The sequence below is a fragment of the Haloferax sp. AB510 genome (assembly GCF_024136985.1).
Classification (GTDB): Archaea; Halobacteriota; Halobacteria; order Halobacteriales; family Haloferacaceae; genus Haloferax.
Genome location: NZ_JAMYJY010000014.1, coordinates 1 through 19,112 on the forward strand (window position 1 = coordinate 1; position 19,112 = coordinate 19,112).

A 19,112-nucleotide genomic window follows, 5' to 3' on the forward strand; every position below is an offset into this window, starting at 1 on the left:
CGCTCGGCGGCGGCGACGGCGACAGCGGCGGCGCAAACGTGGCCGGCGCGGCTGGCAGTACGGACGCCGGCGCGTCCGCCGACTCGACCACCGCGAGCGCGGACGAAGGCGGTTCGGAGGCGGCCGACGACGCAGCGACCGCAGCGGCGAGCGCCGGAGCCGGTGCAGACGAAGCCGACGACGACTCCGCCGCGGGCGACGACGACGGCGAGCCGAGTCCGCCGCCGGAACTCCTCAGCAACGAAGAGCGCGTCCTCCGGCTCATCGAGTCCCGGGGCGGCCGCATCAAGCAACAGGAGGTCGCCGGCGCGCTCGACTGGACCGACGCCAAGACGAGCAAGGTCGTCCGCGGGATGCGCGACGAGGGGACCATCGAGGGCTTCCGACTCGGCCGCGAGAACGTCCTCCGGCTCCCAGAAGACGACGAGGATGGCGACGACGGCGACTCAGAAGAGGTATAAATTTCTTACGACCGTTTCGGTCGGTGGTCGGTCCCTAATCGGGGGGCGGCGACGACCTGACCGCGACGTTCAAACTGCCGTTGACTGGGGTTGATTCGCGGGCACGACCGCACGTTTATATCGGAACGGGGTTCCAAAACGAGAGTGATGAGTCGACGAACCGCTGCGCTCGCCGTCGTCGCCGCCGTGGTGCTGGCGACGGTTGGCGCACCGCTCGCTCTCGCCGCCCCGGCCGGACCGATAGGAATCACGGCCACCGATGGCTCGGCCGCCGCTCCCGTCGCACAGACGACTGCGAACGACAGCGCGACCAACGACAGCGCCGCGTCGTCGGAGACGCTCCCCGGTCAGCGCCTGTCCGCCGTCATCGGCGTGCAGGGCTCCGAGACCGACGGGGAACTCGAACGCCGTACCTTCGAAGCGCGCTTCGCGAACGCGAACTCGAACGCCTCGAAGGCCGCGGTCGTTTCCACGCAGGTCGAGACGGTACGCGAGCGCCTCACCGAACTCGAACAGCGCAGGGACCGCCTCGAAGCCCAGCGCGCAAACGGCACCCTCTCGGAGGGTCAGTACCGCGCGCGATTGACGCAAACAGTCGCCGACATCGAGCGCACCCGGAGCATGCTGAACCAGACGGCTGACGCCGCCTCGACGGTCCCTGCCCAGGACCTCTCGGCGCGCGGCGTCGACACGGCCGAACTCGACAGGCTCCGCACGAACGCGAGCGAACTCACCGGCCCCGAAGTCGCCGAAATCGCCCGCGAAATCGCGGGGAATCCCGGCAAGGGAATCGGCCGCGACCGCGCCGAAAACGAGTCGGAAACCGACCGCAACGGGCGGCCGGACGAAGCGGGACGGAGCGATGCCCCGGGAAACTCGCGTTCTGAGGCGAGCGGCCGCGCCGATGACGTTCGGGAGGACATCGGAAACGCGACCAACGAGACCGGCACGACTGACGACGCCTCCGAGGGTTCGTCCGGCGACAGTGACCGCGGCAACGCCCCGGAGACGCCGCCCGGCAACGACAAGCGGGCGAAGGACGCCGACGGGAGCGCCCCCGCGGTGACCACCGACGACGTGCAGTCCGACGACGACGGCACGACCACGACCGACGACGCGACGACGGACGACGAATCGGAAACGTCGTCCACGGACGACTCGGGCGCTTGAAGCCGGGGACGGCGACCCCGCCTCCCGATACTGTTTAATATCCCCATCCTGTAGGTCCACACTGTAATGTCGGAAGTCTGCTCGACGTGCGGGCTCCCTGAAGAGCTCTGCGTCTGCGAGGACGTGGCGAAAGAGTCTCAGGAGATAGTCATCCGCATCGACGAGCGCCGCTACGGAAAAGAGGTTACAGTCATCGAGGGATTCGACCCGAAGGACGTCGACATGGACAGCCTGTCGTCGGACCTGAAGTCGAAATTCGCTTGCGGTGGAACCGTGGAAGACGATTCCATCGAACTCCAAGGCAACCACCGCGGCCGCGTGGAGGACTTCCTCCGCGAAAAGGGGTTCAACGTCGCGTGACCGACCTCTGAGTTAGCCCGCCGTCGAGATTTTTCGAAGCAACTCAGCGCACACGAGCTGTTAGTCCGCCAGTCGCCCGACCGCTCGTGTCCGCGGCCGCGTCAGGCGTCAGCGCCGCCGCCGTCAGCGGCGTCCGTCGTCGCGTTCGCTCTCGTCGATGCCCTCTTCGAGCGGGCCGTCCCACGCGTCGAGTCCGCCGGCCATGCTCTCGATACGGGCGTCTTCGGTCCCCTCGTAGGCTGACAGCAGGCGGACGGCCTGCACGCTCGCCTCGCCCCGTGGGCAGACGGTGACGATGCGCTCTGCGCCCGCGACGCGGTCGAGGTGCGAGACGAGGTCAGAAAGCGGGACGTTGATGCTCCCCGGCACGTGCCCGAGCGCGAACTCGGCCTCGGTGCTCACGTCCACGACGAGCGGCGGGTCCTCGCCGGCGAGGAGTTCTTCGACCGCCGCGGGGGAGATCTCGTCGACCATCTACAGCAGACCCTCGTCGCGGGCGAGGAGGACGCCCTCGACGGTCGCGTCGTTCGTCGGCGGTTCGGTCGCCCGCTCGATGGCCTCCTCGACCGGCACGGCGCGGACCGAGAGGAACTCGTTGTCGTCGAGGTCGCGTTCGACCGGCGTGAGCCCCTCGGCGAAGACGAAGCCGCGGCGGTGCCGGAGGACGCCCGTCGAACACCACACGTCGCCGATGACCGACGCGGAGTCGGCGGCGAAGCCGGTCTCCTCGCGGAGTTCGCGCAGTCCGGCGTCGGTGAACGACTCGCCCTTCTCGACGACGCCCGCGGGGAGTTCGAGCTGGGTCTGGCGGATGTTGGGCCGGTACTGCTCGACGAAGACGACGTGGTCGTCCGCGACGGCGACGACGACGACCGCGGTCGCCAGTTCGGCCCAGTAGTAGCGCTTCGTGGTCCCGTTGGGCTGTTCGACGAGGTCGTAGCCGCCGGTGAACCAGCCGGTGTCGTACTCGAGTTCGGATTCCAGCACGCGCCACTCGGGGTCGGGTAGGCGCTCGTGACGGCGGCCGTCGTCGGTCATCGGTCCGCTCCGGTCGCGCCGTCGTCGGTTCCGGCGGCGTCATCGCCGGCCGCGCCCGCGGCGGCGTCGCCGTCGCTCTCGGCTTCCTCTCCGAGGAGCGCGTCGCGGTAGACGCGGCCGAAGGCGTTGCGTCGGAGCGTACTGACGGCGGCGTCCCGCTCGTTTTGGAACGTCGTCGCCAGCACCGTCTCGGCGAAGGGAACCGCGTGCCACGCGACGCGGTCCACGTCGGGGTTGCCGAGTTCGACGACCTCGTAGCCCTCGTGGGCCGCGCGCCAGTCGTCGAACTCGCCGCGCGTGCCGACCGTGACCGAAAGCGACTCGGCGAACAGCGCGTTGCGAACGGTCTCGATTACGTCGCCGGTCACGCGCGCTCGGTACTCCTCGCGGTCGAAGTCCATCGCCTTGGCCGTCTCGCGGACGACCACCTGTGCGGTCGGTCCAACGCGGTCGAAGGCGGCCTCGGCCTCGTCGAGCGACGCCGGAGCAATCGTCCCGTGGGTTTCCATCGCCAGTCGGTTCGGGGCCCGGACTTACGACTCTTTCCTGTCCGCGTCGTCGGAACCGTCGGCGTCGTTGGCACTGTCATCGTCGGCGTCGCCGGGGTCGTCGCCCCTCGCGTCGTCGCCGTCTTCACCCTCCTCGTACATCTCGCGGGTGAGCGACTGCGCCTCCTCGAAGATGCGCGCCGCGTCGCCAGACAGCGACTGTGACCCGCCGGAACCGCCGAACTGTTGCGGCTGTCGGTCGGGGATGTCGTGGTCGTGGTCGTGGTCGTGGCCGTGGCCGTGCCCCCGGTCTCCCGTGCGGTCGACCGTATCCTCGAACACCTCGTCGAACTCCCGTTCCTCGGCGAGGTCGGAGACGAGCGGGCCGAGCGAGTCGGCGTTCAGGTCGGCCCACTCAGGGGCGTGTTCGTCCAGCCACGTCTCGTGGTCGTCGCCGTGGACGATGGCCTGCAACGCGAGGTGGTTTGCGAGGTGCGTCTCGTCGCGCTGCGGCGCGTCGCAGACCGGACAGGCGTATCCCATGGCCTCCGGTAGCGGCTCTGTGTACCAAAACCCGTCGCACTCTCGCGTCGCCCTGTGTCGCGTTGCGGCGCGTTGTGTCCTGTCGTATCGCACCGCGTCGGCGTCGTCGGTCGTCAAAGGAAATGTGGCCGCGTCGCCCGCGCGGTGGTGGGTGGGTCGCGGGCGACAGGCGGCTCTCGCGGCACCGAACGAGGTGCCGCGTCGTGTGGTGGTGGGTGGTGGTGATACCGATTCGTTCGTGTGTCGATGCGTCAGGCGGACTTGACGATGACCGTTCCGTCGGCCCAGACGGTCACGTCGCAGGCAGCGTACCGGAACCCGATTCGACCGCGCGAGGGGACGACCGACCCGCGGGTGCCGCCGTCCGTCGCCGGTGCCCGCGCCAGCGGAGCGAACAGTTGGCAGAGCGCGTCGGGGTCGATAGTCTCGGACAGCGGCGGGAGGTCGACAGCGTCCACGTCTGTCAGTTGAGCGGTCGCGGTGACGACGGTCACCGCGAGGGTGTCTCGTCCGCTCCAATCGTGTCGGGCGACGACCTCGTCGGTCGACCCCGTGTTCCATCCCACATCGTTGCCCGGTAACACGCGAGTTTCGTCCATGGTTCGGTTCGCGTCGGCGCCTCGCCGACACCCGTGCCGACGACGCTCGTGGATATATCGGTCGCTGCTATCCAACTAGTGGTGGCGCGCGCGCCACCTCTAGGTACCTAGAACCGTAACTGAAAATCAGCTGGTATCGCTGGTTCTCATGTGGTACGTTGTCATTTGAAGACGCGCCCGACCAGTTTTCGCTCGGCCGCGCGCAGGTGGTACTGGTAAGTCGGCGCGCTGATGTCGAACGTCTCGGCGAGCGTCTCGGCGGTGCTGCGGCGCGGCCACTCGTAGAATCCGGCGAGGTGGGCCGCCCGAATCGACTCGTACTGCCGACTCGTCCACGCCTCGCGCATCTCGGCGGCGAACGTCTGCGGCGACTCGGTGCCGTCGTCCGCGGTCCGCCGCGACAGCAGACTCGTCCCCGGGTAGTTCGAGTCGAGCGCGTCGACGAACGACCGGACCCGGATTCGCTCCGGCACCTCGGCGGTGAGCGTGGTCTGGGTCGGCGTCGCGTCGAGCGCGCGCAGGGTCGCCTCCGAGGCGTACAGCGTCTCGAACAGCGACTCCCGCGGGAGGCGGAGTTCGAACAGTGATCCCGAGTCGTCGGTCGAGACGTGGCGCACGCGCGTCGCGATGTCCCGTCCGGCGGCGACGACTTCCTCGGGTTCCGCGTCGCTGGTAACGAACGCGATGACGGAGCCGTCGGAGTTCGGGATGACGCCGCCGAGGCTCACCGCGCGGCCGACGCGCCGGGCGAGCCGCGACAGCGACAGCCGGTCGCCGCCGAGCTGTACCTGCACGTCCGTCCGGCGTTCGGTCAGCATGGCGTCGGCGCGCCCGGTGGCCGCGAGGGCGTAGCCGACCGTCTCGCCCAGGTCGGTGAGCAGGCCGTCGTCGTCGGCGAAGGCGTCCGGGTCGGTTGCGTGGATGACGAACAGCGCCTCCACTCGGTCGTCGGCGACCGCGGGGATGGCCGCGATAGCGCGGAACCCGTAGCTGAGGGCGTCGCCGCGGTGGTCGGCCCACGCGGGGTCATCGAGCACGTCCGCTATCACCTGTATCTCCTGGGTCTCCACGGCGGCTTTGAGCAGGGGAAACAGCGGCTCCGCGGACGCCACCTCTCCGAGCCGGTCGGCGTAGGCGGTGTCAGCACCGTGAACCGCGTCGCTCGTCGGCCGGTACGTCTCGTCCACGTCCCTGGCCTCTGCGTGCCAGACAATGGCGTAGTCGTCGGCGTCGACGAGGTGCTCGGCGACGGCCGAGAGCGCCTCGCCACGGGTCGGCGCGCGGATGAGCGACTGGTTGATGTTCCGGATGGTCGCGTTGATTCGGTCGAGTCGGGTGAGCGCCTCGTTCTGGGCCTCGAGCCGGCGGTCGCGCTCGCGTAGCTCCGCCTCGGCGTCGATTCGGTCGAGCAGCTCCTCGACCGTCGCAGAAAGCAGGTTCACGAGCTCCACGTCGACCTCGTTGGGCGCGACGGTGCCGGGGTGGCCGGTGACGAGAACGCCGTGGCGACCGAGCGGCGCGGCGATGACGCGCTCGACGCCGTCGACGACGCCCCCGTCGGGCGCGAGTTCGACCACGCGGACCTCGCCGGAGACGAACGCGTCCCAGACTCCGCCGCGGTCCAGGCCGCCACCGACCGGTTTGTCGCCGAGGCCGGTTCCGGCCGCGCCGACGCGGACGAGGCTCGTGTCCGCCTCGTCGAAGACGAAAAGCTCCGTCCGGGCGTCGCCGAGCACCTCGTCGCAGGCGTCGACGGCGGCCCGGAGGACCGCCTGTCGGTCGGTCGCGCCCATCATCTCTCGGGTCCGGTCGTGGAGCGTCGCGAGCAGGCGCTCGTAGCGGTGTCGCTTCGTCACGTCGCGGAGGACGCCGACCGAACCGACCTCCTCCCCGCCGACGACCAGTGGCGTCCGGTGGTCCTCGACTCTGACGACCCCTTCGTCGGGCGTCCGCAGGTCCAATTCCACGATTCCCTGCGAGGTCGACGCGAACGCCTCGTCGCTGCCGTCGGTCGCACTCGCGTTCTCGGTGAGCAACGCCGTGGACGACCCGATGACGCGGTCGCGGTCGAGTCCGGTGAGTCGCTCGAACGCGGGGTTGACCGCCGCGAACCGCCCCTCGTCGTCCAGCGCGTACACCGCGTCGGCGACGGTCGCCAGCATCCGCCCGTACTGCTCGGCTTCGACCTCGTGTTCCAACTGCTCCGTGATGTCGGTGAAGTAGACCGAGAGCCCCGTCTCGGAGGGGTACGCCCGAACCGCGTACCACGTTTCGAGGCGGTCGTAGTACTGTTCGAAAGTCGTCGGCTCCTGTCGCTCCATCGCGCGCTCGAACTCCTCGCGAAAGACGGTCGCCTCGGGCACCGAGTCCCAGATGCGCGTCCCCAACACCGCCGCGGCCGACATCCCGAGGCCGTGTTCGGCCGTCGAGTTGACGTAGGTGACGCGCCAGTCCGCGTCGAATCCCATCACCGCCTCGTCCATCCGCCCTAAGACCTCCGAGAGGGCGCTTTTCAGTTCGTGCCGCTCGGTCGCCGCGCCGACGACGGCAGCGATGTTCTCCAAGAAGAGCACGTCGTCGTCGGTGAACTGCCCGCGGGCGACGCCGTGGACGGCGATGACTCCCCACCGGGTGTCGTCGCCGCCGATGGCCGCGCTCATTCCGCTTTTCGGTTCCGACGGCCCCGCGCCGCTCACGTGCTCGAAGCGCTCGTCGTCGTCGAAGTCCTCGACGAGCGTCGAACGACCGGATTGGTACGTCTCGACTGCCTGCGTTCCCCCGGCCGCGGCGAGTCCGTGGCCACGATTCGCCGACCAGCCCGCGGCGGCGGCGACGCGGAACGCGCCGTCGTCGAGGCCCTCGAAAACCGTGACCGAACTGGCGTCGAGCACGTCGCGGACGCGCTCGCGGCCTGGTCGAGCGTCGAGTCGAGGTCGACGGCGGTCAGCGCCCGCGTTCCGATTTCGGAGACGACGCGCTGCTGTTCGATTCGGTCCCGGTGGCTCCGCGCGAGGGTGCATTCGCCGAGCGCCCGCTCGACGCGGAAGGCGAGCCACCACATCGTCTCGGGGTCGTCGTCGCGGACGACGTAGTCCGTCGCACCGGCTTCGACCGCACGGGTCGCGGTCTCCTGGTCGGCGGCCGCGACGACGATCGGGACGTCGATACCCTGGGCGTAGATGTCGCGGACGAACGCCCCCTCGTCGCCGGCCGCCGTGGGGGCGGCCAGGACGATACAAGAGATGGCCGCCGAGGCGGAAACGAGTTCCGCGCGCGCCGCGGCGGGGGTGCGGACGTGCCGGACGGTCGTCGCTCCTGAGCGACGACAGCGACGAGTCGAGAGACGCCGCGAACTCGCCGTCGTCACTCACACAGAGCACGGTGGGGGACGGTAACACAACTCGTGTACGTGGCTCGTCGTGATAAGCGCTCCTTCGGCCGCGAGCGGTCCTGTCAGGCGCGCTGCCACTCCGCCACGTCGAGGACCATGATGTACGCGTCCTCGCCGTCGCCGTAGTAGCCCGGCACCCGGCGAGCGGGTTCGAAGCCGAGGCTTCGGTAGAGGCCGATAGCCGGCTCGTTCGAGACGCGGACTTCGAGCTTCACGACCGTGGCGCCCGCGATGGCCATCGCCGTCAGCGACTGGACGAGCAGCCGCCGGCCGAGGCCGTTCCCGCGGGCCTCCGGACGGACCGCGAGGTCCTTCACGTGGCCGATGTCGTTGCCGTGGTTCGGCATCACGTCGGCGACGACGTAGCCGAGCACCTCGTCCCCGCGGGCGGCGACGAGAAACGCCGGCTCGTCAACGAACATCTCGAACGCGGAGTACGGCCACGGCTCGGAGAAACACGTCCGCTCGATGCGGAGCACGTCGAGGAGGTCCGCCCGGTCGACCCGCCTGACGACCAAGTCGCCGGCGAGCGCGTCGTCGAACGCCGTCACGCCCGGCGCTACGTGGTTGGCACGCAAAAGCCCGACGGCACGGGCGCGGACGGTCGTCGGACGGACGCGGAAGCGACGCTAGGACAGACGCGCACGGGAGCGGGCGGTGCACTACCTCAGGCCACGCGATGGCCGTCGCTCGCTGGGCGAAAAAGTGAGAAGGTGTGTTGGTCGCGTTCAGTCGTCCGCGGGGGCAGCGCCGCCCTCGGCCTGCTGCTTCGTGAGGGGGAGCTTGCCGCCGGCGGTGAGGATACGACGCTCGCGCTCGGAGGCGTGCAGGTTCGCCGTCGCTTCCCAGTCGTCGTTCACGCGGATGGTGAACTCTTCCTGGCCGGATTCGACGGCTTCGGCAACGTCGTCGACGATTTCGACGTCGTCGCCCTGCTCGATCTTCTCGTACGTTTCCTCGTCGATGGCGAGGGGGACGATACCGAAGTTGAACAGGTTCGCCTTGTGGATGCGAGCGAACGACTGCGCGAGGACCGCCTCGATGCCGAGGTACATCGGACACATCGCGGCGTGTTCGCGGGAGGAACCCTGTCCGTAGTTCTCGCCCGCGACGAGGACGCCGGTGCCGGCGTCCTTGGCGCGCTGGGCGAACGTCTCGTCGACGCGCGAGAGCGTGAAGTCCGAGAGGCGCTCGATGTTCGAGCGGAACTTGAGGATGTCGGACGTCGCCGGGATGATGTGGTCGGTCGTGATGTTGTCCTCCATCTTCAGGAGGGTCTCACCCGAGATGTTGGAGCCGAGGGGGTCCTGCAGCGGGACCTCGCCGATGTTCGGGCCCTTGATGAGCTCGTCGTCGATGGCGTCTTCGGCGTAGATGAGGTCCGTCTTCGAGCCGTCGTACTTCTCGGGGAGTTCGACGCCGGGGGCGTCGAGGTCACCGAGTTCGTCGGCGAGGTCACGCGGGTCGATAATTTCGCCCTTGAGCGCCGCGGCGGCGGCGACCTGCGGCGAACAGAGGTAGACGTTGTCGTCCTCGATACCGGAGCGACCCTCGAAGTTGCGGTTGAAGGTGCGCAGCGAGATGGAGTCGGAGGCGGGCACGTGGCCGATACCGATACACGGACCACAGGTCGCCTCGGAGACGTTGACACCAGCGGCCATCATCTCTGCCGTCCAGCCCTGCCGAGCGAGAATCTCGCCGGCCTGCTTCGAACCGGGCGCGACGATCATCTCGAGGTGCTTTGCGACTTCGCGACCCTCGAACATCTTCGCGGCCGGGAGGATGTCCTCGTAGCCGCCGTTCGTACAGGAACCGACGAGGACCTGTTCGACCTTCTCGCCGGCGACTTCGCGGACGGGAACGACCTTGTCCGGCATCGACGGGCAGGCGATGAGCGGTTCGAGGTCGCTGAGGTCGATGACGATTTCGTCGGCGTATTCGGCGTCCTCGTCGGCCGTCAGCTCGACGTACTCGTCGCCGCGACCCTGGCGCTCGAGGTAGTCCTTGGTCTTCTCGTCGGTCTCGAAGAGCGACGAGGTGGCACCGAGTTCGGTCCCCATGTTGGTGATGGTGGTTCGCTCGGGCACGCTGAGCGACTCGGCACCGGGTCCGGTGTACTCGAACACCTTGCCGACGCCGCCCTTGACGGTCTCGCGGCGGAGCATCTCGAGGATGACGTCCTTCGCGGAGGACCACTCGGGGAGTTCGCCTTCGAGGCGAACGTTCACGACCTCCGGCATCTCGACGTAGTACGCGCCGCCGCCCATGGCGACAGCGATGTCGAGGCCACCGGCACCGATGGCGAGCTGGCCGAGGCCGCCGGGGGTCGGCGTGTGGGAGTCCGAGCCGAGGAGCGTCTTGCCGGGTGCGGCGAAGTTCTCCTTGTGGACGTTGTGGCAGATACCGTTACCGGGGCGGGAGAAGTGGGCACCATATGTCCCGGCCGCGGAACGGAGGAAGCGGTGGTCGTCCGTGTTCTTGAAGTCGAACTGGTAGGTCTGGTGGTCGCAGTACTGGGCGGCGAGTTCGGTCTGCGCCTCGTCGAGGTCGAGCGCCTCGAACTGGAGCCAAACCATCGTCCCAGTCGTGTCCTGCATCAGGACTTGGTCGATTTCGATTCCGATCTCCTCTCCGGGGGTGAGGTCACCCTCGACGAGGTGGTCCGAGAGAATCTTTTCCGTGAGCGTCTGTCCCATAACACCCGAACCTCGATGGTCCTCGGATATAAATCCCGCGTACTTCCCTATCTTCGAACGTGAAAGATAGCGCCGTCTCGGGGTTTCTAGCGTCTAAGGGCCATTAAACTCCTTGTTGGTTCTCCCATGTGACTTGTCACCGCGGGGGGCGTCACCGCCCCAAGCAGGGGGCAGTTTGGACTCCTCTCACGACCCCAAACGCGGGGCGACTATCGGGGAGACGACGGGCGCGGTCCGGCACAGTTTTGCGCCCGCTAAACAGGGTTCGGATATGCACCGCGCTGGCTCGTTCGTCGCACAGCACATCTCGCCGGTCACGGCCGAACAGGTCCAACCCAACGGCGTCGACCTGACGCTCGAAGCGGTCCTCGAACAGGTCGAACCGGGTCGCCTCGGCCGCGAGGGCAAGACCGTCGGCGAGCGTCGCGCCCTCGAGTTCGCCGACCCGGACACCGAGACGTACCGACTCGACCCCGGCGGGTACGTCCTCCAGTACGCCGAGACGGTCCACATCCCCGAGGACCACGTCGGCTTCATCTACCCGCGGTCGTCGCTCATGCGGAACTCCTGTATGCTGAACACGGCCGTCTGGGACGCCGGCTACGAGGGGAAAGGCGAGGGACTCCTGCAGGTCCACCACCCGGTCGAACTCGAACGCGGCGCGCGCGTCGCCCAAATCGTCCTCGCGGACGCGAACCACGACGAGACCTACGACGGGAGCTATCAGGGCGAGCGGACTCGGTGACGGCTTTCGGTCGATGGCTTCCAGGCATCGCCCGGCGGATAGTACCGGATGGATACCGACATCCCGAGTTACGGGACGTTCTCGGCGATGACGAATTCCTTTCAAGTCGGTGGGCGTCGTATTTGTTCTCGCGGAGGGCATGTCGGGCCGAAACGAGGGGCGACCTGTACACACCGAACCTCCGCAACTTCCTCCTTCCATATCTTCTTGATACGCGAGTGCTCTTGCTGGGCCCGTCCGCTTCGCGCGAGTCGTAGACACCGCCCGCGGGCCGCCGATTCGCCCGGAAGACGAACCGCCACGGAGTCGCTGTCACCTAAAACCGCTTCGAGCGGCGCACTCGTGTTCTCTGACCCAAAGGCACATTTACGCGCATGCCTAAGTGTGGCCAATCACTGATGTCACGGAGTCCATCTCTCCCGGAACGTCCTCATCTCGATCTGGACCCCGAGATGTCGGATGCAGAGCGCCTCTCTGCACTCCGCCAGCACTTCGAACGCATGGTCGACGTCAACCGCGAACTCGACCAGCGGCTCCAGAACGCCGACGACCGTCACGCCGAACTGGTCGACGAGGTCGACCAGATGAAGGCGCGAAACGAGGCCCTGAAGACGGCCTCGTACTACATCGCCACGGTCGAGGAGTTGACCGACGACGGCGTCATCATCAAGCAGCACGGCAACAACCAGGAGGTCCTGACTGAGTTCGCACCGAGCCTGAACATCGACGACATCGAACCCGGCGACCGCGTCGCCATCAACGACTCGTTCGCCGTCCAGACTATTCTCGACGACGAGACGGACGCGCGGGCGCAGGCGATGGAGGTCGTCGAGTCGCCGACGGTCACCTACGACGACATCGGCGGCATCGACGAGCAGGTCCGCGAGGTCCGCGAGGCCGTCGAACAGCCCCTCGAGAACCCCGAGATGTTCGAGGAAGTCGGCATCGACCCGCCCGCGGGCGTGCTCCTGTACGGCCCGCCAGGGACCGGTAAGACGATGCTCGCGAAGGCCGTCGCCAACGAGACCAACGCCTCGTTCATCAAGATGGCCGGCTCCGAACTCGTCCAGAAGTTCATCGGCGAGGGCGCGCGGCTCGTCCGCGACCTGTTCAAGCTCGCCGCCGAGCGCGAGCCCGTTGTCATCTTCATCGACGAAATCGACGCCGTCGCCTCGAAGCGCACGGACTCGAAGACCTCCGGCGACGCCGAGGTCCAGCGCACGATGATGCAGCTGCTCGCCGAGATGGACGGCTTCGACGAGCGCGGCAACATCCGCATCATCGCGGCGACCAACCGCTTCGACATGCTCGACGAGGCCATCCTCCGCCCGGGGCGGTTCGACCGCCTCATCGAGGTGCCCAAGCCCGCCGTCGAGGGCCGCCGCCGCATCCTCGACATCCACACCCGCGACATGAACGTCGCCGACGACGTGGACCTCGACGCGCTCGCCGAGGAACTCGACGACTACTCCGGCGCGGACATCGCGTCGCTCACGACCGAGGCCGGGATGTTCGCCATCCGCGACGGCCGGACCGAGGTGACGGGCGCGGACTTCGACGCCGCCCACGAGAAGCTCTCGAACGTCGAGGAGTCCGGCACCGGCCCCATCTCGGGCTTCACGGACTACCAGTACTGAGTCACCGACACCCGTTACCGACGACGGTCGGTCGCCTCGGCTTTCGAGCGCCACTATTCGTAACCCCCTTTTCCGCCGCCGCGAGAGTTCGGACATGAACACGATTCGCGTCGTCCGCGGGGTCGGCACCGCCCCCACCGAGATGGCGTCGTACGACGCCGCCCTCGCCGCCGCCAACGTCCACAACTACAACCTCGTCACTGTCTCCTCGGTCGTCCCCGCCGACGCGACCGTCGAGGCGGTCGACGTGGCCCCCGACCTCGGCCCGGCGGGCAACCGACTGACCGTGGTGCAGGCCCGCGAGACCACCTCGACGCCCGGCGAGACGGTCGTCGCCGGCCTCGGTTGGGCGACCGGCTCCGGACCCGGTCTGTTCTACGAGGCGTCCGGAACCGACGAAGCGAGCGTTCGCGCGGCCGTCCTCGACGGACTCGAAGCGGGCCGGAACCTCCGCGAGTGGTCGTTTGACGACGAGGACGTCGCGCTCACGACCGGGACCCACGAGGGCGACGGCTACACTACCGCCATCACGGTCGCGGCCTACGGACAGAGCGAATCCGTCTTCTAAACCGCCCATGTGCTGACCGACGGACTCATCAGCTTTTGTGAGAATCTCTCCGGCATGAGTGGTGACGCGCCGTTCGACCTGTCTTCCGGGCGAGTGGCGCTTATCTACGCCGCCTTCGGCTTCCTTTGGGTCGCGACGAGCGACAGTCTCGTAGTGGGACTCCCGAACCACGAACTCATCCAGACGGCGAAGGGATGGCTGTTCGTCGGCCTGTCGGCGCTGTTGGTGTACGCCCTCGTCAACCGGAGTCAGTCCAAACTGAACCGGACCTCCGAGCAACTGGAATCGACGCTCGCACACACGAGCGTCCTCCATCGAATCCTCAGACACGACATCAGAAACGCCTGCACCGCCATCCTCGGCTACGCCGAACTCGTCGAGTCGAAAGGCGACGCGAGTTCGAACATCGATCCGGTCGAGGCGATTCAGGAGCGCGCGAACCGGCTGGTCGAAGTGAGCGACGAGGTCGCGCTCCTCCGCACCGTCGAACTCGCTGAGGGGAACGAGGTCGACGTCGACCTCTCCTGTGCGGTCGCCGACGCCGTCGAGGACCTCGAAATGGAGTACCCGGCGGTGCAGGTCTCGGTCGCCTCGCCGGAGGCGCTCGTCGTGCGGGCGCACCCGGCGCTCCCGCGGAGTCTCGCGGAGTTACTCGACAACGCCGTCGTCCACGCCGACTGCGACGAACCGGAGGTGCACGTCGGCGTCTGGCAACTCGGCGAAGTCGTCGGGGTTACCGTCACCGACAACGGCCCCGGTATTCCCGATGCCGAGCGCGACGCCCTCCTTTCCGGGGCTGAGACGCCGCTTTCGCACACCAGCGGCGTCGGTCTCTGGCTCGTCCGCGCCATCGTCGACGCCTCCGGCGGGTCGCTCGACATCTCGAAGCCGAAGGCCCACGGGACCGTGGTCACCGTGTCACTCCCGCGACCGGCCTGACGGCGGCGTCGCCGCGCGGCCAGCCGGTTTTCGATTCGCTCACCACATCACCGCCGACGACGGCTTTTTACACGTCCTACCCGTATCGCAGACGACTGATGAACGGGAACAACCCATATGCGGGCGCTCCCGGCGTGGCTGGGGCCGGCCAGCCGTCGGCCAACCGAGAACTGACCGTCGAGCAGATGGACGCACTCCGGCGGGCCGTCGCCGGCATCGTCTCGCGGACGGAGTCGTACCTCCCCGAGGGGTTCGCCGTCGGCTCGGAGCTCTCGACCGGGGCGAACGGACCGCTGGCGACCGTGGCTGTCCACCCGCCGGTCGGCCACCCCGTCAGCGCCGGCTTCTCGCCGGACGCCGACGACCTCGACGCCGGCCTCACCGACGAGGACCGCAACGAGGTCGCTCGCGGCCTCGCCGCCAGCGCGGCGTTTCAGGTGATGAGCGCCGTCGGCGACGACCTCACGCCCGCCGCTCGGTAACCCCGGATACCCCACGTCGCCGTCGGGGTCCGAGTGGCGACTGACGCGAGCGCTCCGCTGACCCTCGTCGTCCCGACCGCGGCCCAATTTTTTGGCTCTGTTGAAACCCTCAGCGTTTGTTCGGTGTGGCGTGACACAGACAGAGGGTGAGTTCAGCATGACGACCTCGTTTGTTTCGCGCCGAATCCAATACAGCCGTTCAGCGATCTGCAAACTCAGGGTAGTACACTCATCGACAGATACGCAAGGCGAGTGCCCCGGGACTTGACACCGAAACGGTTCACTGAGGGACCCTACTGAGACGACTACCCAGTAGGTACAGCGGCCCGCCGAACAGTAATAACACCATTGAGGCACCCCCGCTCACGAATGAATTCGACACGAGATTGGTCTCACCTGTGCTAAAGAACTCAAACAGGAAGACAAAGCCGAAGACGACAGCCAATTCACCCAATAGGAGAAGTCGCCGCTTCCGTCTCGGTTTTACAGTTCCCAGAACGAACTGGAGGCTCAACACCACTGACCCGAAGAGAATCCATTCTTGAAACTGAAGTTTGGTGAAATCACCAGTCCGAAGTTGCCATGAGGCAAGTATGGCACCGAAGGTTATCGTGGCGGCGCTAAGACTTGTAAGAACTGCTCGTCGCCTCGTGATTTGGTGTGGTTGGTCTTGACGCCAGAATTGTACTGTTACGAGAGTCACGAGGCTAACCGAGAGTGTGCCAATAAGAAACAGTACAAACCCAAATACACCGACGATTCCCCACGCACTTGGAAGAAGACCTATCGTTGTTGCAAGTCCGTATCCAAAGAAAAAGAACCCGACCGTGAACATCATCGTGAGGATGAAGTACGTCATGCGTTCGTCTCTTTGAGGAGTCGAAGATGAAGTCCCTGAGTTCTGCATGGGGCTATTGCCAATATGACATATTCACCACACATTAAGTATTTCTTGAACGCTCGATTTTAGCTTTCGTCACTGCCGGCTGGCACTCGCCGCGCTCGTTCTCTCGCTGCGCTTCACGTGCAGTCTCATCTCCGAGTTCTCTCGTCACTTCAGAACGAGAACAATACACTTCACGGAGGCGGTCGAAGGAGAGGTATGGCTTCGATTTTCGACTACGCGGACGAGATTGGTCCGACGACGCTCATCATCGTCGGCTTCCTGCTGTTTGTCTTCCCGGAACCGGCGACGTCGGCCTTCGGCGCGGGGCTGATGCTGTTCGGCGCGGCGTACTGGTTCTGGGAGTGGAACCGCCCCTGAGCGCAAGACGAGCGAGCGAGTGACTCCGCTCAGACGCTCCCGCGACGGCGGTTTCGACCGGTGTCGTCGCGGACGCGAGACGTAACGCCGTCGAGCGGTGCGTCGGTCTCGGCGGACGCGCCCGACCCGCCGGCCGGACCGGTCACCGACCGTGGTGTCGCAACGAACAACCCGTAGGCGAGGACGGCCGCCGAGACGAGTCCGCTCGCGCCGACGACGAGCGAGAGGGGGAGCGGCGAGAGCGTGCCGACGACGGTTCCGGCGGCAAGTGGGAGCGGAAGTGTCGCGAGGATGGCGTCGTACCGCGTCGCTTCCGAGACGATGCTGTCGCTATGGGGTGTTCGTGTGCGCATGATACCACTCGAAAACGAGTAGGAACGTCTGAATATTAGTTATTTCGCCGGACGGGACGGGCCCTGCGGGTCGCAGATGCAGTAAGTCAACGGGACGCCCAGGGCGAGATGAGTTGCCTACTTCCCCCAGAAGGGGTCGCGGCGGCGGTGCTTTTCGAGGTAGCCCGACAGCGCCTCCAGTTCGTCGGTGGGGATGTCGTCGCGGAGCTCCTGTTCGAGAATCTTCGCGTGCTTCTCGGGGAGTTCGATCCAGAGTTCGTCGCCCTCGTCTATCTGCCGGCCGACCGTCGGGCCGTCGATGGCGACGCTGACGCGCGACCCCGCGCGGGCGCTCGACACGTCCTCACCGTTCTCTTGGATACCCGAGAGCTGACCGACGCGGTTGGGCTCGCCGTCTTCCCACTTCACGACGTTCATGTTGTTCTTGATGGTCCCGGACATGATTTCGACGCCGACGACGGCGGGGTTGTTCTGCCGGAAGACGTGGTCCTGGAGGATGCGGAAGCGACACGGGCGGACGATTTTGTCGAGAATCGTCTCCTGTTGGGCGCGCTTCATCTCGTTGACGTGCTCTTCGTACTCCTCGACGAGCTGATAGATGACGTCGTCTTCGAACAGCTTCACGTCGTTCTTTTCGAGTTCGGCCTCCGCGTTCGAGAGCACGTCCACGTTGAAGCCGAGGATGACCTTGTGCTCGGGTTCGCGGGCGGTCGAGGCGACGGCCACGTCGCGCGGGGCGATGTCGCCGACCTCGGCGCGGAGGATGGGGACTTCGGCCTCCTGTAAGGCGTTCGCCATCGCTTCGAGGCTGCCGAGTGTGTCGGCCTTGACGACGACGCCCTCCTCTTCGGTCGTCACTTCGATGTCGGCGAGTTCGGCTTCGACCTCGCGGATGACCTCGTCGAGGTCGCGGTCGCCGACGACGCGGACCGGCGCGCCGGCCATCGCGTCTTCGAGGTCGGGCGCGGCGATTTTCACACCGGCCGCGGCGCGGACCTCGTCGACCTTGTCGAACCGTTTTTCGGTACGAATCTCGGCGTTCGGGCGGGGCTGGAGGAGCGCGCGGACCTCGGTGACGATGGGGTCGTTCGCGCCGCCGACGACGACGGTGTCGCCCGCGCGAATCGTCCCGTCGTAGAGGACTACGTCGAGGGTCGCGCCGAAGCCGCGTTCCTCCTTGACTTCGAGGACCGTCCCGGAGCCGGGGCCGGCCACGTCGATGGCCATCTCGTCTTTCATGTATCGCTGGGAGAGGCCCATGAGGACGCCCAGCAGGTCCGGAATGCCCTCGCCGGTGAGCGCCGAGACGGGGACGACGCCGATGTTGGACTGGAAGTTCTGGACGCGCCAGTAGAAGTCCGAGGAAAAGCCACGGTCGGAGAGTTCGCCGATAATCTCGTACAGCTTCTCGTCGAGTTTCGAGCGGGCGCGCTGGGACTGTTCCTCGTAGGTCTTCTGGATGGGGGCCCCCTCTTGGGGGTTCCAGCCCGGCGTCGTGTCTATCTTGTTCGCGGCCACGATGAACGGCGTCCCGGTTCGTTTGAGGATGTCGATAGCCTCCTCGGTCTGCGGCTGGAAGCTGTCGTTCACGTCGACCACGAGGATGGCGATGTCGGCGAGCGCCCCGCCGCGAGAGCGGAGGGTGCTGAACGAGTGGTGGCCCGGCGTGTCGATGAACAACAGCCCCGGGAGGTCGAAGTCCTCGGGTTTGACCAGGCTGCCGGCCATCTGCGAGACGGTGTCTAAGGGGACCGCGGTCGCGCCGATGTGCTGGGTGATGGCACCGGCCTCACCCTCGCTGACGGCGGAGCCGCGAATCTTGTCGAGAAGACTCGTCTTCCCGTGGTCCACGTGGCCGAGGACGGCCACGATGGGTGTGCGAAGCGTATCGGATTGTGACGTCGAATCAGTGTCGGACATGGAGAATCGCCCCGGAGAAAGCTCTTACCGGAATCGAGTCGGTGACTCAAGTTAAGTCCATCGTCACGGGCGCACGACCCCGCGATTCGCCGTGTCGACTGTTCTCGCGGCCCACGCTCGGGTCCGGATTCGCTCGTCGGCCGTCCGTCAGACGTGCCCGTGTCGTTTATGTGAACCGGCGAGGAAGGGGTGTGTATGGCCGACATACTCGCCGAGAACCTCTCCGGAAAGGCCGTCATGGGGTCCGACGGGACGGAACTCGGGATGCTGTACAACATCACGATGGATCTGAAATCGGGCGAGCTTCACGACCTCCTCGTCCAGCCGAACGAGCAGGTCGCCCCGAGCCGCGTGGCATTCGACCAGGACGACCGCGGTCGGTTCCGAGTCCCGGTGAATCGCGTGCAGGCGGTTAAGGATTACATCGTCGTCCAACGGTAGTTTCAGGATAGATTCTC

The 19,112-nt window shown here is 66.8% G+C and carries 19 protein-coding genes and 2 pseudogenes; 10 read left to right on the forward strand and 11 right to left on the reverse strand.

Features of this window, described 5'->3' with window-relative positions; genetic code table 11:
* From NKF06_RS04370 to yciH, 3 genes and pseudogenes are all read left to right on the forward strand, one after another.
* A pseudogene (locus NKF06_RS04370) lies at positions 1–461 on the forward strand (hypothetical protein); the annotation flags it as partial.
* A gap of 147 nt (positions 462–608) precedes the next feature.
* A complete protein-coding gene (locus NKF06_RS04375; RefSeq protein ID WP_058825865.1) occupies positions 609–1,631 on the forward strand; it encodes a hypothetical protein in 1,023 nt (340 codons plus the stop codon).
* Between the two features lie 66 nt (positions 1,632–1,697).
* Entirely contained in the window at positions 1,698–1,991 is a 294-nt protein-coding gene (gene yciH / locus NKF06_RS04380) for a stress response translation initiation inhibitor YciH (protein WP_004976316.1), read from the forward strand.
* A gap of 123 nt (positions 1,992–2,114) precedes the next feature.
* On the opposite strand, the gene NKF06_RS04385 is transcribed toward yciH, so the two are convergent.
* The 8 genes and pseudogenes from NKF06_RS04385 to NKF06_RS04420 all read right to left on the reverse strand — a co-directional run bounded on the left by NKF06_RS04385 (position 2,115) and on the right by NKF06_RS04420 (position 10,746).
* A complete protein-coding gene (locus tag NKF06_RS04385) occupies positions 2,115–2,465 on the reverse strand; it encodes a rhodanese-like domain-containing protein (RefSeq protein WP_253244638.1) in 351 nt (116 codons plus the stop codon).
* Positions 2,466–3,029, reverse strand: a complete 564-nt coding sequence (locus tag NKF06_RS04390) for an NUDIX hydrolase (protein ID WP_058825863.1) — start codon at positions 3,027–3,029, stop codon at positions 2,466–2,468.
* Positions 3,026–3,538, reverse strand: a complete 513-nt coding sequence (locus tag NKF06_RS04395; RefSeq protein ID WP_058825862.1) for a DUF5809 family protein — start codon at positions 3,536–3,538, stop codon at positions 3,026–3,028. The genes NKF06_RS04390 and NKF06_RS04395 overlap by 4 nt, the downstream gene beginning before the upstream one ends.
* Positions 3,539–3,562: 24 nt before the next feature.
* Positions 3,563–4,060, reverse strand: a complete 498-nt coding sequence (locus tag NKF06_RS04400; protein ID WP_253244639.1) for a DUF5810 domain-containing protein — start codon at positions 4,058–4,060, stop codon at positions 3,563–3,565.
* Between the two features lie 251 nt (positions 4,061–4,311).
* The gene (locus tag NKF06_RS04405) at positions 4,312–4,659 is read right to left on the reverse strand and encodes a HalOD1 output domain-containing protein (protein WP_058825860.1); all 348 of its coding nucleotides are present in this window, start codon (positions 4,657–4,659) and stop codon (positions 4,312–4,314) included.
* 161 nt (positions 4,660–4,820) lie between these two features.
* Positions 4,821–8,030 (reverse strand): annotated as a pseudogene (locus tag NKF06_RS04410) (bacterio-opsin activator domain-containing protein).
* 82 nt (positions 8,031–8,112) lie between these two features.
* Positions 8,113–8,601 carry a ribosomal protein S18-alanine N-acetyltransferase gene (gene rimI, locus NKF06_RS04415; RefSeq protein ID WP_004976308.1) on the reverse strand — a complete coding sequence of 163 codons (489 nt, stop codon included), beginning with the start codon at positions 8,599–8,601 and terminating at the stop codon, positions 8,113–8,115.
* Positions 8,602–8,778: 177 nt separating this feature from the next.
* Positions 8,779–10,746 carry an aconitate hydratase gene (locus NKF06_RS04420; protein ID WP_253244640.1) on the reverse strand — a complete coding sequence of 656 codons (1,968 nt, stop codon included), beginning with the start codon at positions 10,744–10,746 and terminating at the stop codon, positions 8,779–8,781.
* A gap of 271 nt (positions 10,747–11,017) precedes the next feature.
* On the opposite strand from NKF06_RS04420, the gene NKF06_RS04425 reads away from it, so the two are divergent.
* The 5 genes from NKF06_RS04425 (at position 11,018) to NKF06_RS04445 (ending at position 15,117) form a co-directional block, all read left to right on the forward strand.
* Entirely contained in the window at positions 11,018–11,491 is a 474-nt protein-coding gene (locus NKF06_RS04425) for a deoxyuridine 5'-triphosphate nucleotidohydrolase (protein WP_058825857.1), read from the forward strand.
* Between the two features lie 398 nt (positions 11,492–11,889).
* Entirely contained in the window at positions 11,890–13,128 is a 1,239-nt protein-coding gene (gene pan2 / locus NKF06_RS04430; protein ID WP_253244641.1) for a proteasome-activating nucleotidase Pan2, read from the forward strand.
* Between the two features lie 94 nt (positions 13,129–13,222).
* Positions 13,223–13,696, forward strand: coding sequence for a pyruvoyl-dependent arginine decarboxylase (locus NKF06_RS04435; protein ID WP_058825856.1), 474 nt, complete (start codon positions 13,223–13,225; stop codon positions 13,694–13,696).
* A gap of 93 nt (positions 13,697–13,789) precedes the next feature.
* On the forward strand, positions 13,790–14,635 hold the full coding sequence (locus NKF06_RS04440) for a HAMP domain-containing sensor histidine kinase (RefSeq protein ID WP_253244668.1): 846 nt from the start codon (positions 13,790–13,792) through the stop codon (positions 14,633–14,635).
* A gap of 98 nt (positions 14,636–14,733) precedes the next feature.
* Complete coding sequence (locus tag NKF06_RS04445; RefSeq protein WP_042661733.1) at positions 14,734–15,117, forward strand: DUF5811 family protein; 384 nt, start codon at positions 14,734–14,736, stop codon at positions 15,115–15,117.
* Between the two features lie 280 nt (positions 15,118–15,397).
* Here the strand turns inward: NKF06_RS04445 and NKF06_RS04450 are convergent, their stop codons facing one another.
* Entirely contained in the window at positions 15,398–15,976 is a 579-nt protein-coding gene (locus NKF06_RS04450) for a hypothetical protein (protein WP_253244642.1), read from the reverse strand.
* Between the two features lie 243 nt (positions 15,977–16,219).
* On the opposite strand from NKF06_RS04450, the gene NKF06_RS04455 reads away from it, so the two are divergent.
* Positions 16,220–16,381, forward strand: a complete 162-nt coding sequence (locus NKF06_RS04455; RefSeq protein ID WP_172795730.1) for a hypothetical protein — start codon at positions 16,220–16,222, stop codon at positions 16,379–16,381.
* 29 nt (positions 16,382–16,410) lie between these two features.
* Here NKF06_RS04455 and NKF06_RS04460 read toward each other — a convergent pair whose 3' ends face one another.
* Entirely contained in the window at positions 16,411–16,734 is a 324-nt protein-coding gene (locus tag NKF06_RS04460) for a hypothetical protein (protein WP_253244643.1), read from the reverse strand.
* Between the two features lie 117 nt (positions 16,735–16,851).
* Positions 16,852–18,654, reverse strand: coding sequence for a translation initiation factor IF-2 (infB, locus tag NKF06_RS04465; protein ID WP_253244644.1), 1,803 nt, complete (start codon positions 18,652–18,654; stop codon positions 16,852–16,854).
* A 195-nt stretch (positions 18,655–18,849) separates the two neighbouring features.
* Between infB and NKF06_RS04470 the strand changes: the two genes are divergently transcribed.
* Positions 18,850–19,095 carry a PRC-barrel domain-containing protein gene (locus tag NKF06_RS04470; RefSeq protein ID WP_004976296.1) on the forward strand — a complete coding sequence of 82 codons (246 nt, stop codon included), beginning with the start codon at positions 18,850–18,852 and terminating at the stop codon, positions 19,093–19,095.
* Positions 19,096–19,112: the final 17 nt, after the last annotated feature.

Excerpts from the sequence above, each read along its gene's own strand:
- NKF06_RS04470 (WP_004976296.1), top strand. The coding sequence starts at position 18,850 with ATGGCCGACATACTCGCCGAGAACCTCTCCGGAAAGGCCGTCATGGGG.
- NKF06_RS04450 (WP_253244642.1), bottom strand. The coding sequence starts at position 15,976 with ATGACGTACTTCATCCTCACGATGATGTTCACGGTCGGGTTCTTTTTC.
- infB (WP_253244644.1), bottom strand. The coding sequence starts at position 18,654 with ATGTCCGACACTGATTCGACGTCACAATCCGATACGCTTCGCACACCC.
- pan2 (WP_253244641.1), top strand. The coding sequence starts at position 11,890 with ATGTCACGGAGTCCATCTCTCCCGGAACGTCCTCATCTCGATCTGGAC.
- NKF06_RS04375 (WP_058825865.1), top strand. The coding sequence starts at position 609 with ATGAGTCGACGAACCGCTGCGCTCGCCGTCGTCGCCGCCGTGGTGCTG.
- NKF06_RS04390 (WP_058825863.1), bottom strand. The coding sequence starts at position 3,029 with ATGACCGACGACGGCCGCCGTCACGAGCGCCTACCCGACCCCGAGTGG.
- NKF06_RS04395 (WP_058825862.1), bottom strand. The coding sequence starts at position 3,538 with ATGGAAACCCACGGGACGATTGCTCCGGCGTCGCTCGACGAGGCCGAG.
- NKF06_RS04445 (WP_042661733.1), top strand. The coding sequence starts at position 14,734 with ATGAACGGGAACAACCCATATGCGGGCGCTCCCGGCGTGGCTGGGGCC.
- NKF06_RS04400 (WP_253244639.1), bottom strand. The coding sequence starts at position 4,060 with ATGGGATACGCCTGTCCGGTCTGCGACGCGCCGCAGCGCGACGAGACG.
- NKF06_RS04425 (WP_058825857.1), top strand. The coding sequence starts at position 11,018 with ATGCACCGCGCTGGCTCGTTCGTCGCACAGCACATCTCGCCGGTCACG.
- NKF06_RS04420 (WP_253244640.1), bottom strand. The coding sequence starts at position 10,746 with ATGGGACAGACGCTCACGGAAAAGATTCTCTCGGACCACCTCGTCGAG.
- NKF06_RS04405 (WP_058825860.1), bottom strand. The coding sequence starts at position 4,659 with ATGGACGAAACTCGCGTGTTACCGGGCAACGATGTGGGATGGAACACG.
- yciH (WP_004976316.1), top strand. The coding sequence starts at position 1,698 with ATGTCGGAAGTCTGCTCGACGTGCGGGCTCCCTGAAGAGCTCTGCGTC.
- NKF06_RS04435 (WP_058825856.1), top strand. The coding sequence starts at position 13,223 with ATGAACACGATTCGCGTCGTCCGCGGGGTCGGCACCGCCCCCACCGAG.
- NKF06_RS04385 (WP_253244638.1), bottom strand. The coding sequence starts at position 2,465 with ATGGTCGACGAGATCTCCCCCGCGGCGGTCGAAGAACTCCTCGCCGGC.
- NKF06_RS04455 (WP_172795730.1), top strand. The coding sequence starts at position 16,220 with ATGGCTTCGATTTTCGACTACGCGGACGAGATTGGTCCGACGACGCTC.
- NKF06_RS04460 (WP_253244643.1), bottom strand. The coding sequence starts at position 16,734 with ATGCGCACACGAACACCCCATAGCGACAGCATCGTCTCGGAAGCGACG.